9 protein-coding genes are annotated in these 13,580 nt (G+C 75.6%); 6 read left to right on the forward strand and 3 right to left on the reverse strand.

Annotated features, from left to right (window positions below; translation table 11 throughout):
* Positions 1–108 precede the first annotated feature (108 nt).
* The 3 genes from ACZ56L_RS11840 (at position 109) to ACZ56L_RS11850 (ending at position 2,896) form a co-directional block, all read left to right on the forward strand.
* Positions 109–747, forward strand: coding sequence for a carbonic anhydrase (locus tag ACZ56L_RS11840; protein ID WP_345227578.1), 639 nt, complete (start codon positions 109–111; stop codon positions 745–747).
* A gap of 96 nt (positions 748–843) precedes the next feature.
* Positions 844–2,406, forward strand: a complete 1,563-nt coding sequence (locus tag ACZ56L_RS11845; RefSeq protein WP_471063843.1) for a SulP family inorganic anion transporter — start codon at positions 844–846, stop codon at positions 2,404–2,406.
* 55 nt (positions 2,407–2,461) lie between these two features.
* Entirely contained in the window at positions 2,462–2,896 is a 435-nt protein-coding gene (locus ACZ56L_RS11850; protein ID WP_471063466.1) for a VOC family protein, read from the forward strand.
* Positions 2,897–2,914: 18 nt separating this feature from the next.
* On the opposite strand, the gene ACZ56L_RS11855 is transcribed toward ACZ56L_RS11850, so the two are convergent.
* The gene (locus tag ACZ56L_RS11855) at positions 2,915–3,367 is read right to left on the reverse strand and encodes a pyridoxamine 5'-phosphate oxidase family protein (RefSeq protein WP_401766273.1); all 453 of its coding nucleotides are present in this window, start codon (positions 3,365–3,367) and stop codon (positions 2,915–2,917) included.
* 115 nt (positions 3,368–3,482) lie between these two features.
* Positions 3,483–3,839 carry a VOC family protein gene (locus ACZ56L_RS11860; RefSeq protein ID WP_401766271.1) on the reverse strand — a complete coding sequence of 119 codons (357 nt, stop codon included), beginning with the start codon at positions 3,837–3,839 and terminating at the stop codon, positions 3,483–3,485.
* Between the two features lie 210 nt (positions 3,840–4,049).
* Here ACZ56L_RS11860 and ACZ56L_RS11865 point away from each other — a divergent pair, with 210 nt between their 5' ends.
* Positions 4,050–6,911: an ATP-binding protein gene (locus ACZ56L_RS11865; RefSeq protein WP_471063468.1), complete on the forward strand. Its 2,862-nt coding sequence runs from the start codon at positions 4,050–4,052 to the stop codon at positions 6,909–6,911.
* 257 nt (positions 6,912–7,168) lie between these two features.
* On the opposite strand, the gene ACZ56L_RS11870 is transcribed toward ACZ56L_RS11865, so the two are convergent.
* Positions 7,169–7,792 carry a CGNR zinc finger domain-containing protein gene (locus ACZ56L_RS11870; RefSeq protein WP_345227551.1) on the reverse strand — a complete coding sequence of 208 codons (624 nt, stop codon included), beginning with the start codon at positions 7,790–7,792 and terminating at the stop codon, positions 7,169–7,171.
* Between the two features lie 235 nt (positions 7,793–8,027).
* Here ACZ56L_RS11870 and ACZ56L_RS11875 point away from each other — a divergent pair, with 235 nt between their 5' ends.
* Together ACZ56L_RS11875 and ACZ56L_RS11880 are read left to right on the forward strand one after the other, a co-directional pair.
* Positions 8,028–8,612 carry an HPP family protein gene (locus ACZ56L_RS11875; protein ID WP_471063471.1) on the forward strand — a complete coding sequence of 195 codons (585 nt, stop codon included), beginning with the start codon at positions 8,028–8,030 and terminating at the stop codon, positions 8,610–8,612.
* Between the two features lie 57 nt (positions 8,613–8,669).
* Complete coding sequence (locus ACZ56L_RS11880) at positions 8,670–13,493, forward strand: hypothetical protein (protein WP_471063473.1); 4,824 nt, start codon at positions 8,670–8,672, stop codon at positions 13,491–13,493.
* Positions 13,494–13,580: the final 87 nt, after the last annotated feature.

Below are 13,580 nucleotides of genomic sequence, written 5' to 3' on the forward strand. Positions count from 1 at the left end.
ATGGCAAAGTGAGAGTCACGGGAGCCGTCCAGGCTGACACCCGTAAGACCATCGACCCGACCACACCGCGTCCGCCCCCCACGGCGAGGACGCAGGAGGCAGGCCACCATGAAGTCCCTGATCGACAACGCACGCTCCTTCGCCGCCACCCATGTCGCGGACCCGCGGAACGCGGCGGCCTTCGAGGCCCTGCGCGCCGGGCAGTCGCCCGAAGCCCTCTTCATCACCTGCTCCGACTCGCGCGTCGTACCCGCCCTGATCACCGGGGCCCGCCCGGGCGAGCTCTTCGAACTCCGTACCGCCGGAAACGTCGTACCGCAGTACCTGGCCCCGCTCCCGCAGGGCGAGGCCGCCACCATCGAGTACGCGGTTGGCGTGCTCGGCGTCCGCGACATCGTCGTCTGCGGGCACTCGCACTGCGGCGCCGTCGGCGCGCTGGCGCGGGGCGACGACCTGTCCGCCGTGCCCGCCGTGCGCGACTGGCTGGAGCACTCCGTCGCACCCGACGCCGCCGTGCGCTCCGCCGCCCCCGCCACCCCGGACGTCGCCGAAGCCGTACAGGCGCACGTGCTCGCGCAGGTCGAGCGGCTGCGGGCGTACCCCTGCGTGGGGGAGCGGGTCGCGGACGGCTCGCTGACCCTGCACGCCTGGTACTACGAGGTCCACACGGGGACGGTCACCGCGCACCGTCCGACCGGCGCGGACGCCTCCTCCGCAGGTGTGCGGCCTGCGTTCGTCCCGCTGTGAGGACGGCCGAACCCCGATGTCCGGCCCGTATCTCACGACAGGACCCCCACCGTGAAGTCCACCCTCAGTTCCTCCTTCCGCGCGCCCTTCGCCGCCCTGAGTGAACCGGGCGTGCTCCGAGCGGACCTCCTCGCCTCACTCGTCGTCTTCCTGGTCGCCCTGCCGCTGTGCGTCGGGGTGGCGGTCGCCTCCGGAGTCCCCGCCGAACTCGGCCTGGTCACCGGCATCGTCGGCGGCATCGTCGTCGGCCTGCTGCCGGGCAGCGCACTCCAGGTCAGCGGCCCGGCCGCCGGGCTCACCGTGCTCGTCTTCGAAGCGGTACGGGAGTTCGGGCTCGGCATGCTCGGCGCGATCGTGCTGCTCACCGGCGTGCTCCAGATCGGGCTCGGGCTGCTGAAGTGCGGCCGCTGGTTCCGCGCGATATCCGTGTCCGTCGTCCAGGGCATGCTGGCTGGCATCGGTCTCGTCCTCATCCTCGGGCAGCTCTACAGCATGACCGGCGCGGACCAGCCCCGCTCGGGCGTCGAGAAGTTCACCGGCCTGCCGGGCCTGGTCGCCGACACGCTCTCCTCTCCGGTCGCGCTCACCGCCGCGGCCGTCGGGCTCGGCACCATCGCCGTGCTCGTGGTGTGGCCGAAGCTGCCCGCCGCCGCACGCCTCGTGCCCGCGCCGCTGGCCGCCGTCGCCCTGGCCACGGCGGCCGGACTCGCGATCCCGGTCCAGCTGGAGAACGTCACCGTCCAGGGCCTCTTCCACGCCGTCCAGCCGCCGGGCGCGAGCGACCTGGCCAACCTGGGCGGCATCGCCGTCCTCGGCACGGTGCTGGCCTTCACGCTCATCGCCTCCGCCGAATCCCTCTTCAGCGCGGCGGCCGTCGACCGCATGCACGACGGCCCGCGCACCCACTACGACAAGGAACTCGTCGCCCAGGGCGTCGGCAACACGGTCTGCGGCGTGCTCGGCGCGCTGCCCATGACCGCCGTCATCGTCCGCAGCTCCGCCAATGTCCGGGCGGGCGCGCGCACCCGGCTCTCCCGGGTCGCGCACGGCGGCTGGCTGCTGCTCTTCGCGGTGCTGTTCCCGGCGGCGCTCGGCGTCATCCCGCTGGCCGCGCTCGCGGGCGTCCTCATCCACGCGGGCTGCAAGCTGCTGCCGGCCAAGGACCTCGTGCCGCTGGCGCGGGCGCACCGGGGAGAGGCGCTGGTGCTGGTCACCACGGCGATCGCGATCGTGGTGACCAACATGTTCGAGGGCGTGCTCATCGGGCTCGCCCTGGCGATCGTCAAGGTCGCCTGGGAGACCTCCCAGGTCCACGTCCACGTACGGGAGCTGACGGGCGGCCGGCTGGTCGTCACCCTCACCGGCAACGCCACCTTCCTGCGGCTGCCGCGCATCCTGGAGACGCTGGAGGCGCTGCCCCAGGACCGGCCCATGGAGCTGGACCTGACCACCGTCCACCACCTCGACCACGCGTGCCGCACCACCCTGGAGAACTGGGCGACCCGGCACAACGACGCCGACACGGAGGCGGTACGCATGCGAACCCGCCCACACCGGGCCCCGTCCCCGTCCCCGTCCGCGTCCGCGTCCGCGCCCCCGGCCCCTGTCCCGGCCCCGTCCCCCGTCCCGGAGCCGGAAGTGGGGGCTCCGCCGGGGTGAGGGGGAGTTTCCGCAGGCCGGCGGGGCTGTCAGTGGTGGCCGCTAAGGTCTCGTCATGGTCACCAGAATCGATCTGACACTCGACTGCGCCGACGCCCAACTCCTGCGCGCCTTCTGGAAGACGGCGCTCGGATACGTCGACAATCCACCGCCCGCGCCCTTCCGCACCACCGGGGAATGGTTCGCGAGCCTCGGCCTGCCGGAGGGTGAGTCGGTGGAGGACGGGGCCTGGCTCTGCGACCCCGCAGGAGCCGGGCCCCGTCTCTCCCTGCTCAAGGTCCCCGAACCCAAGACCGCCAAGAACCGGCTGCACATCGACGTCCGCATACCCGGCCACGGCAGCGCGGCAGAGCGGAACGCCCGCCTCGCGGCCGAAGTCGTACGGCTCAAGGAGGCGGGCGGGAGCGTCCTGGCGGAAGTGGAGGGGCGGCATGTGGTCATGGCGGACCCGGAGGGCAACGAATTCTGCGTGGCGCTGGCGGCCGGCTGAGCCCCCGGGGCGGGCTCGTCAGACCACCCAGTTCCCCTCCCGCATCAGCGTTCGGCCCGGGAGCTCGTTGGACTCGCGCCAGGAGTGGATGGAGCGCGGGGTGACGCGGAACCAGCGGTACTCCGTGGTCAACGCCCCGGGGTCGAAGCCGGTCCGCGTGTGGAAGCGGTCGGTCCGGTCCTTCGGGAGGTCGTCCAGGGCCAGTACCTCGACCTCGCCCTCGATCACGGTCACGTCGCGGGTGGTGCCGAGGCCCAGCCGGGCGGTCCGCCCGGTGGCCAGGTTCCGGCCGGTGGGGCTCGCCGCGGGCGTGGCCAGCAACAGGGTCTCGCCGTCCCACTCGAAGGACAGCGGCACCAGGTGCGGCACTCCCTCCGCCGAGGCGCTGGCCACCCAGAGGTCGATGTCCTGGGCGAGCCGGTGCTCGGTGTCGCGGCGGCGTTCGGCGGGGGAGCGGGGTGCAGGGCTCATGGCGGGGTTCCGTCCTTCGGCGGTCGGGGGCGGGGGAGAGGCCCGCCCGGGCGGGCGCCTCGGTGCTGTGGAGGGCGCGTCAGCCCTGCGGAACATCGATGAGGTTGCCGTCGGGTCAGTCCTGGAGGACGCCGATGAGGTTGCCGTCCGGGTCGGTCAGGGTCGCCACCAGGCGGCCGCCGCCGACGTCCTGCGCGGGCTGCCGCACCGTGGCTCCGGCGGCGGTCAGCTCCGCCACCTTCGCCTCGATGTCGCTCACGTGCCAGTACGCCAGGGAGGAGGTCAGACCCTGCGGCCCGCCACCGGGCACCAGGCCCACGTGCTGGCCCGCGACGTCGAAGCCGACGTAGTAGGGGGCGTCGGTCTGCGGCTCGACGCCGAGCAGCGCGGCGTACACGGCCCGTGCCCTGGCGAGGTCGGAGACGGGGTGCAGGACGGTCTTGATTCCGGTGGTCCTGGTTCCGGTGGTCATGGCTTCTCCGTGGGAGGTCGGCCCCTGTGCGGGGCGGTGTCCGTTCTTCGTGGTCACAGACTCCCGCGGAAGGCCCCGCGACCGCCTCCGTGCTCACCACGGAAAACCACCACGGAAGCCACTACGGAAAGCCGCTGCGGATCCGCTGTGGAAAACCGCTGTGGACCCGCTGCGGAAAGCCCCCGTGGACCTGCTGCGGATAATGGCTCCGTGCCCAGACCCGTGGTTTCTCCGCCCTCTTCGATATCGGCCCGCGAGGCCGAAGTGCTGGCCCTGCTGGGGGAGTTCCTCAGCAACGCCGAGATAGCCGCCCGCCTGTTCATCTCCGTACGCACCGTCGAGTCGCACGTCTCCTCGCTGCTGCGCAAGCTGGAGGTGCCGGACCGCCGCGCGCTCTCCCGGCACGCGGCCGAACAGGCCCGCCCGCAGCCGTCCGCGCCCGCCCCCGTCCTCCCCACCCCGCTGACCGCGTTCGTCGGCCGGGTGCGCGAGCGGGCGGAGCTGGCCGAGGCGGTCACGGCGCGCCGGCAGGTGACCGCGGTCGGGCCCGGCGGCGTCGGCAAGACCCGCCTCGCCCTGGCGGTCGCCGCCCGGATCGCCGCGTCGGAAGGCGACTTCCCCGACGGGGTGTGGTTCGTCGACCTGGTCCCGGTGACCGACCCGGCCCGCCTCGGCGCGACGGTGGCCGCAGCCGTCGGCGTGGGCGAGCAGCCCGGCCGTGACATCGACGAGTCGCTCCTGTCCGCGCTCGCCGGACGCCGCGCCCTGCTCGTACTCGACAACTGCGAGCAAGTACGGGACGGGGTCGGCCCCTTCCTGGAACGGCTCCTCACCGCCTGCCCGCACCTGCATGTCCTCGCCACCAGCAGGGCCCGCCTGCTGACGCCCTTCGAGTGGGTGTACGCGGTGCCGCCGCTGTCCCGGGAGGGCGGCGACGCGTCCGAGGCGGTCAGCCTCTTCATGGAACGTGCGGCCGCGGCCGGCCTGCCGCCCGATCCGACCGTACGAGGCAGGGTGGTCGCCCTGTGCGAGCGCCTTGACGGCATGGCCCTCGCCATCGAACTCGCGGCGGCCCGCTGGGCGACGCTCGGCCTCGACGGGCTCACCGCGGGCCTCTCCGACCAACTGCGCGTCCTGTCCGGCGGCCCCCGCGCCACCGACCGGCACCGGTCGGTGCGCGCCGTGCTGGACTGGAGCCACGACCTCCTCGGCCCGGCGGACCGGGCGCTGCTGCGCCGCGTCTCCGTCTTCGTCGCGCCGTTCACGGCCGGGGCGGCGGGCGAAGTGGCGGGGTACGCCCCGCTGACCCCCGCAGCGGTCGCCGACGGACTCGGCCGGCTCGCCGAACAGAGCCTGCTGACGGCCCTCCCCGCCGCCTCCGGCACCCGCTACCGCGCCCTGGAGACCATCCGCCAGTACGGTGCGGAACGCCTCACGGAAGCGGACGAGGCGCTGAACACCCAGACCCGGCACGCGGCGTGGTGCCTGTCGGCGGCCGTCGCCCTCGGCGCCACGGACACCGGGGCCGACTGGCGTGCCCGCTTCGACGCCCTGGCGGGGGACCTGCGCGCCGCCCTCGCCGTGGCCGCCGGGCAGCCGTCCCGCCGCCCCGAGGCGTACGTGCTGGCGCTGCGCCTGGCCGAACTGGCCTTCGCCGGGAACCTGCTCGGCGAGGCCCAGCAGCGCTACGAGCAGGCGGCGGAGCTGGCCGAGGGGGACGACGACATGGTGTCTGCCGCAGCCGCGGCGGCCGCCGTCCCCGCCGCCGAGGCGCTGCGGCACGCCGCCGGGGTCGCCGGGTGCCGGCGGCACGGCGACGACATGTACCGGCTGCACCTGGCCGCCGGGGAGGCCGCCCGGCGGGGCGGGGACGCCGCCGGTGCCGCCCGGGACCTCGCGGCCGCCGCCACCGTCGCGTACCGCTTCTCCAGCGAGTTCACGCGGCTGCCTGCCGTGGCGGAGGTCGCCGGCGTGCTCGGGGAGGCCCGGAGGACGGCCGGACCGGTCGACGACCCCGCCGCCGCTGCCGGTGTCGCGCTCGCCGAGGCGGCGGTGCTCGCGGACGCGTTCGGCGCGGTGCAGGGCGACGCGGACAACTCCGCCGAGGAGACGGTCGCCCGTGCCGAGCGGGCCGTCGCTCTCGCCCGGCAGGCGGGCGACCCGGTGGCGGAGTCCGCCGCCCTCGACGCCCTGTCCGGAGCCCGCACCTGGGCGGGCCGGAGCTTCGCGGCCGCCGACGCGGCCCGACGGCGTATCGACGTCCTGGCGGCAGTCCCCCGTACCCCTGGAAGCGCGCACGAACTGACCGACGCACTCGCCATGGCCGCCGGAACGGCCCTCGGCGTCGGCGACCTGGCGGCGGCCAGGCGGTGGGGCCAAGAGCTCGCGGACCTGCCCATGCTGGCCGAGGTGGGGCACTACGCCACCTCCTGGCTGCTGGTCGCGGACGCGTTCGTGGGGGACGCGCAGGGCGTGCTCGCCGGAGGGACGCGATTCCTCGACGCGTGGGAACAGAGCGGCCGGCAACGGTCGTTCTCGCTCGGGCCCGCCGCCGCGGCCGCCGCGATGATCCACGGACTGCGCGGTGACGAGCAGGCCCGGGCACGCTGGCTGGCGCTGGTCGAGGAGGCGGGCACCGAGGCGGAGTACCGGTACGGGTACGGGGCCGTCTTCGACGCGATGCTGCTGCTGCACCGGGGAGAGGCGGCCGCGGCGCTGGAGCGGCTCGCGCCGGAACCGGAACGGGTGTGGAAGTGGGTGTCGTGGATCTGGCTGCACTGGTACGTCGCGCTGCGCGCGGAGGCGGCCGTGTTCGCCGGGCACCCGGAGGCCGAAGCACGCATCGCCGCCGCGCGCACGGTGGTCGCGGGCAACCCGGCGGCATCGGCGCAGGTGGACCGGGCGCAGGCGCTGCGGACGGGGGACGTGCCCGGACTGCTGCGCGCGGCACGGGACTTCGCGGCGGCGGGCTGCCGGTACCAGGCGGCACGGACACTGCTCCTGGCCGGGGGCGAGCACGCGAAGGCGGGAGCGGAGGCGCTGACGGCACTGGGCTTGCAGGTCGCCGGATAGGGCCGCTGCTGGGGGGCGGCCCGGCATGGGTTCTGTCGGGGGCGGCCCGGCAGGGGCCCCGCCGGGACGTGGCCCGGGCCCTGTTTGGCGCAGCGACCGACGGATCACGGGGGGCCAACCTGTTTCCGCCCGCACCAGGACGGGACGATCTGGGTGACGGACACGGGGCAGGGGGGACCGCCGGGCCGCCGGGGCGGGGCGCTCGGGGGCCGCCGGGAATCCCCCCCCCGGGCCCCCTCCGACCCGCTCAGGAACCCTCAGCCACCCTCCCGCGCCCGCCTGCTGTGCCGGGCCACCCGCACCCGGTTTCCGCAGGTCGCCGTGCACCACTCCCGGCGGGCCGGCACCTTCAGGAAGTACAGGACGCAGCCGGGCGCCGGACAGGCCCGTACCTTCTCCGCGTCCTCGCCCGTGAACAGCCGCACCCCCTGCGCCGCGACCTCCCCCAGCGCCACCAGCAGCGGATCGGGTTCCGGCCAGCGCGGAACGGCGGCGAACGCGGAACCCGCGTCCAGTTCCGACCAGCGGGCTGCCAGCCGTGCCGCCGTGTTGATCACCTGTACGTCCCTGGCTTCAGGGGTGCGTCGCCGGGTCCGGGCCCCCGCCAGCCCGCGCAGCGCGTGCCGCAGCTCCACGAAGCGGGCCAGGTGGGCCTCCCCGACGGGCGGCCGGTCGGCGGCGGTGAGGAAGCGGGCCAGCTCCGCGCCGAAGCCCTCGCGGTGCAGGGCGAGCCACCGGTCCAGGTCGCGCGTCTGCCCGAGGGCGTCGAGGAGCCGTCCCCGTACGCCTCCCTTGATGAAGGTGGTGTTGACCAGGTCGAGGGGAAGGGGCTCGCCGGACAGGGGGAGGCGGTCCACGGGGGAGTCGACGGGGGAGTCCACGGGGGAAGGGGAGGCGGGCGGGGGAGCGGATTGCGCGGGGACGGCGGGGGCGGCCGGCAAGGGCCGGTCGTGCGGCGGAGGTTCGGTGCGGGAGCCCATCCGGCCATCTTGCCGGGTGGACGCCGGAGGAGCCGGGTTAATGCCTGTCGTTATATTGAGCCGTTAGCTTGCAGTGATCACCCCGTCCCTCACCGGTGCCCCGCGCGGCCCGGCGGACACCACGGAAGGAACGTTCGTGCCCGACGCCACGACCCTGAACACCGCCACCTCCCAGGCGCAGGCGTCCGTGGACTCCGGTCGTCGTCCCACCCGTTGGCAGCGGTGCGCCGCCGCCATCGCCGGACAGGCCCCCGCCCGGGCGCCCCTGCCGACCCTCGCGGCCATGACCTTCTGCGGGCTCGGCGTCATGCTGCTGCTCGTCGCGCTCGGCGTCGTCCTGCACGAACCCCTGCTGATACCCCCGCTCGCCGCCAGCGCCGCCCTCGTCTTCGCCGCCCCCGCCCTGCCGCTGGCCCAGCCCCGCAGCATCGTCGGCGGCCACCTCGTCTCGGCGGCGCTCGGGCTCGCCGCCGTCGCGGTGGGCGGCAACTCGCTGTGGACGGCCGCGGTCGCGGCCGGACTCACCATCGGCGCGATGGCCTGGGCGCGCACCCCGCACTCGCCCGCCTCCGCCACCGCCGTCGTCGTGGTGCTGACCGACCCCCGGCCGGCGCACTTCCTGGCGCTGCTGACGCTGGCCACGCTCGTCGTCGTCGGCGCGGGAGTGCTCGTCGGGAAGGTGGACCGGGTCGACCACAAGTACCCCGCGTACTGGTGGTAGTCGGGGGGAGCAGGGGGTCCCGGGGCGTTGTCAGTGGCGCGTGCGACGATCCAGAACATGACCGATTCGTTCGACGGACTTCTGCCCCTCGCCGGAACGGCGCACGTCTCCACCACGTACGCCGACTGGGCCGCCGCCCACGCACCCGGCACGGCCGCGGCGGCGCGCGACCTGGTCGACGGCCTGTACGGCGAACTGTCCACCACCCGGTCCAAGCCGGGCCGGTTCGTCGACATGATGGCCGTGAAGGCACGGCGGCTGCCCCCGCCGCACCTGCCGTGGTTCTGGGACACGGTCGGTCACCGCCTCTTCGGCCACGGCAGCAGCGGCCGCCGTGCCGCGGGCCGCGCTTACGCGGCGGCGCGCGCCGCCGAGTCGCAGCACGGGCTGCCCGTCGACACCGCGTACGGCATCGCCAACGCCCTGCTGTTCGCCCGGTGCGGTGCCGTGCCCGCCAAGGAACTCGCCGCCCATCAGGGTTTCCTCGCCGCCGCCCTGCCTCCCGCCGAGGCGTACACGGCGCTGGAGGAGTTCCTGATCGCCTGGACGCGCTCGCCGGCTGACCTCCCCGGCGATCTGGTGCGCCGAGTGCGGGCCGCCGCCAAGCCGGCCGGGCACGGGGACGCGGAAGCCGCCCGGACGGTCGGCGCGATCCTGGCCGGAGCCCGCGACAAGGCGGTGCCGGACGTCCTGTGGAACGCGGCCCGCCCCCTGCTCGCGGCCCACCCGCCGACGGACGACGTCGCGACCGGCCTCCTCGACGTCTTCCCGGACGGCATCACCGACGGCGGTGCGTGGCTGCGGCTGCTCATCGCCTCCGGCGCGGGCGAGGCGATGGAGTCCGGCCGGATCGTGCCGGACGGCGGAGTGGCCCACTGGGTCGGCCACTTCACGGCGATGTACCAGTACGCGCGGCAGTCCGGCGGCGGCGTGTCCCGACAGCCGCTGCCGGAGGAGTTCCTGCACCTGATCGGCCGGTTGGGGCCCCGGCTGCGGGCCGCGGACACCCCGGTCACCCTGCACGCCAACCGCTTCCGCTGGCAGGGCTTCGACGCCGACGTGCTGGACGCCTGCCTCGCGGCCGGAGCGCGGGTCGTCGATCCCGGCGCGCAGATCAGCATGCACTTCTGGGGCCCCCGATCCCGCCGCGATCTCGCCGCGCTCGCCGCCGACCCGGTGTTCGGACCCCGCCTCGAAGGCACCGTGCACGCCGGTCTGCTGCCCGACTGGCGTACGGCGCGCGGCCGCCGCCCCGGCTCCGCGGTGACGCTGCTGCCCGGCAACGAGGGCATCGCCCAGGGCGTCGCCGCCCGGGTCGGCAAGCTGCTCGACACCGTCGCGGGCGGTGGCACGGCCGGTGCGGAAGAGGCGATGGCCGAGCTGGAGACCGTACTGGACCGGCCCACGGTGTCGGCGCTCGACGGCATCGCGGCAGCCCTCGACGCGGCGGGCGCGGCGGGCGCCCTGCGGCGCTCGCTGACGGCCGGCCTGCCCGAGGAACTGGCCTGGCCCGCCCTGGAAGCGGCGTACGCCCGGCTCGCGGCGGACGGCCACGACACCGGCGGACCGCTGCCGGGCGTGGCCGGAGTGACCGCCACCTGGCCGGTGCTGACCGTCTTCGGCCGGGACCGGGCGATCGCCGTCGCCCCCGACGGGGAGCGCGGCTCGTGCCGCTTCACGGTCCCGGACGGCGCGACCATGTACGCCGTCCACTACGTCGGCGGGTCCTTCCTCGTCAGCTGGACCCTCGAACCGAGGCCGTACCACTGCGACACCGCGGTGTGGGCCGACCGTCCCGACGAGCCGTTCGCCCCGGACAAGACGGGCGGGCTCGTCCCGTTCGACGGCAGCCTGCACGGGGCGTACGGCTTCCAGTTCGAGACCGCCGACGGCGGCGGACGGCACGGTGGCGGGCGCGTGCTGCGCCCCGGCGAGACCGCCGGGATCGACCGCGACGAACTCCAGCTCAGCGACGGCGTCCACGTCTGGACCAACGCCGTCTTCGGCCGCAGGCCCTGGGAGACCGTCCACCGGGTCACCGGCGAGCGCCAGGGCGTACGCCCCCTGCCCGACTTCCCCGGCCGCGCCCCCGACCCCGGCACCGAGGCCGACCTGTCCCTCGCCCGGGAAGCCCTCCACCTCGCCCCGCTGCCCGCGGGAACGACCGACTCCCCCCTCGGAGCCAGGGACGGACTCGTCGGCACCCGCGTCCTCTTCCGCACCCGCCACCGCCACCACGCCCCCGACCACTACCTGGTCGAGAGCATCGACGGCCGCAGCGCCCGCTTCGACGTCGACCGGCAGGGCCAGCAGCCGTGGGGCCTGTGGGCCGCACCCGGGGGCGCGGTGGAGAACGTCGTCCTGGCCGAGGCCCAGACCCGTACGGGAGTACGCGCCTACACGGCGGACGGCACCCTCCTGTGGGAACTCGACGGACACACCGCGCCCCAGCACTCCCGCCCGGTGAACTCCACCCGCCGGGTCACCGTCTCCCACGGTGCGGCCCTCCCGCCCGCCTTCTGGTACCTGCTGCGCACCCGCGAACCGGCCGCCTCCCGGGCGTTGCGCGCCGTCACCGCGCAGACGGCGGAGACCTTGCTCGCGGCGGCGCTCGCCGAAGGGGAGGCGGCGGCCGACCCGCACGCGGCGGCCGATTCGCGCGCAGCAGGAGCAGCAGGAGCAGCAGGAGCCGACACGCTGCGGCCCGTGGTGGCCCGTGAACTCCCCGCCGTGACCGATCCGGTCCTCGTCGAGGCGGTCGTGGCCGTGACCCGGCGAGCGGCCCGGGTCGAGCAGCGCCGCCGCGCCCTGCGCCACCGCGTCGCCCTCCTCGCCCAGGCCCCGCCCGCCTCCCCCCGCCGGTCGGCCCCCGACACCGATCTGGTCCCCGCCCTGCACGGACTCGTCGTGGACGGTTCCACCGCCGCCCGGCGGCCCGGCCCGGAGGCGGCCCTCCCGGCGACGCTCACCGCCCTGGCCACGGACGGAGCCTGCCTGGCCGGGACGGTCGGGGAGGAAGTGCGCCGCCTCTCGCCGCCCGCGCCGCCGCACGACTGGTCGCAGCTCCTGGGCACGATCGACGCGGCTGCCTGGCGGGCGGCGGTGGACCCGACCCCGGACGCCTCCCGTGCCGCGCTGCTCGCCCTCCTGGACACCTGGGCCGACCAGCCGTTCGCCCGGGCGGGCAGCCGCTGGTGGGTCGGCCGCACGGACGATCCGCAGGCCCTGGACGCGCTGCGCGGCACGGGCGCGGCGGTGGCCTCGGCGGGACTGCGGGCCGGCGGCAGACTGAGCTGGTACGTGACGGCGGCCGACCAGCAGACAAAAGGACAGGCAGAAGCTGAGAACGCGCCTGAACCCCTGCCCGGCGCCCGTCCCGTCACCGTCTCCCGCGACGACGCCGCCCGGCTGCGGGCACTGGTCGCCGCCGTGGACGCGGACGGCCCGGTCGCGCTGCCCGAGTCGGCGGCCGCGCGCTTCGCCGAACTGACGGGTGTGCGAAGGCCATTGGCCCGACTGGTCGTGGCCGGCCTCGTCGGCGGGCCCGACCGCGACGCCGCCCGTGCCCTCGCCCGCAAGGCCCCGTACAGAGCGACCCCGCAGACGGTCGAAACGTACGAAGACCTGTGCGGCCGCCTCGGCGACCACGGCCGCCGCGCCCTTCTGGCCGCCGCGATGCCCGAGGACCCCACCGAACTGTGGCGGCCCGGCGGGGTCGAGGCGGCCGCGGAGCGCATGGCGGCGGTCTGGTGTGCACGCCTGGAGGCCATGCCCGCCGTCGACGACGCGACGGCCGACGCCCTGGAATCCGGTCTCGACCTCGGCGAAGTGTGGGCCCGCCGCCTCGCGGGCGGTTACGCGGCGGCCGGCGGCACGACGGTGCCCGCCGTCGGCTGGGAACTGGCGGCCACCGCGTGGGGCTCGGGGGTCGAGGTCAGGGCCGTGCCCCCGGCCGGGCCGCCGCTGCCCCACCGCACGCAGGTCGGCCTGCCGTACGGAGTGATCGCCGCGGTACTGGCCTGGGCGTGGACGGACCGCCCCGTCGGCGACCCGGCGACGGCCGGATCGTACGACCTCCACGAACGCCTGCGCGCCGAACTCGCCCGGCCCGAAATGCTGGTGGAGGTGCGGCGCGGGAAGCTCGCGGGCACGCCGGAGGACATCGCCGGGCGGTTCGGGCTGGCCCGGCTGCCGGTGGCGATGGACGCACGCAAGAAGGAGGGGCCGTTCGACGTCGTCCCGTACGACTCCGGAGTGCTCGTCGTGTGCGCTCCCGGCGGCGCCGCCTATCTGCGGCCCGCGCTCGTCGAGAGCCCCGAGGCGCTGCGCAGACTGGGCGAGGAGACCGGCCTCACCGAGGAACTCGCCCGGCTGGAACCGCTGGTGGCGGGCGGCGGCCTGGAGCGCATGATGCACCGGTCGCGCTCCGGGGCCGTACCGGACGGGGCGTACGAGGCGGACCCCCGGCAGTCCTGCCCCGAACTCGTGGCCCGGGCGGCCGCCCACCTGGGCACCGGTGCGGACGCGGCGGCGCTCTACCTCCAGCTCGCCACGCTCGCCGCGCCCACCGACCGCGACGTCCGCCGGTGGAACGGCTGGAACCCCAAACAGCACGCGCAGGCACGCGCCGAACTCCTCGCGACGGGCGCGGTGCTGGAGGAGAAGCGGGCCAGGGCCGGGCGGACCCTGTTCCTGCCGGGGGAGTGGACCGAGCTCAAGGCGCCGCACCTGCCGCTGGAGGCCGCCAAGCTGGACGCGTACGCGGTGCGCCCGCTGTGGCGGGACCGGATCGCGGCCCCGTACCTGCGGGTGCTGCCGACCGCACCGCTGCACGAGATGTTCGCGCAGGCATGGGAGGGGGTGGCGGCGGCCCGCCCATGACGTACGACCGCCTCCCCGGGGCCCACACGCGCTGGCGGCGGGAAGGGGCAAGGGCGGGCTCACGCCGGCCGGTCCTGCCGGGCCCAC

This window comes from Streptomyces sp. NPDC039736 (assembly GCF_055596485.1).

Coding starts and splice junctions, on each gene's coding strand:
- ACZ56L_RS11840 (WP_345227578.1), top strand. CDS start 109: ATGAAGTCCCTGATCGACAACGCACGCTCCTTCGCCGCCACCCATGTC.
- ACZ56L_RS11850 (WP_471063466.1), top strand. CDS start 2,462: ATGGTCACCAGAATCGATCTGACACTCGACTGCGCCGACGCCCAACTC.
- ACZ56L_RS11855 (WP_401766273.1), bottom strand. CDS start 3,367: ATGAGCCCTGCACCCCGCTCCCCCGCCGAACGCCGCCGCGACACCGAG.
- ACZ56L_RS11860 (WP_401766271.1), bottom strand. CDS start 3,839: ATGACCACCGGAACCAGGACCACCGGAATCAAGACCGTCCTGCACCCC.
- ACZ56L_RS11880 (WP_471063473.1), top strand. CDS start 8,670: ATGACCGATTCGTTCGACGGACTTCTGCCCCTCGCCGGAACGGCGCAC.